General features: G+C 65.8%; 1 pseudogene. It reads right to left on the reverse strand.

Annotated elements, in window-relative coordinates:
• Positions 1–217, reverse strand: a pseudogene (locus tag ACR9ZK_RS23930) (DegT/DnrJ/EryC1/StrS family aminotransferase); the annotation flags it as partial.
• Positions 218–228 lie beyond the last annotated feature (11 nt).

Genomic DNA, 228 nt, shown 5'->3' on the forward strand with positions numbered 1-228 from the left:
CCTTCTCCATCCCTTGGTTGCGGTACAGCCGAAGTAACCGCTCGATGTCGGGGTTGCCCACCGAGACCATGCCGCCCTCCCCGGACGTCATGTTCTTCGTCGGGTAGAGCGAGAACACGGCGAAGGCGCCGAAGGCGCCCACGGGGGTGCCGTCGAGAGAGGCGCCGTGCGCCTGAGCGGCGTATTCGAAAACCTGGATGCCGTGTCGCTCGGCGATCTAGAGCAGGC

The organism is Monashia sp. HAY1-5C, assembly GCF_056755255.1.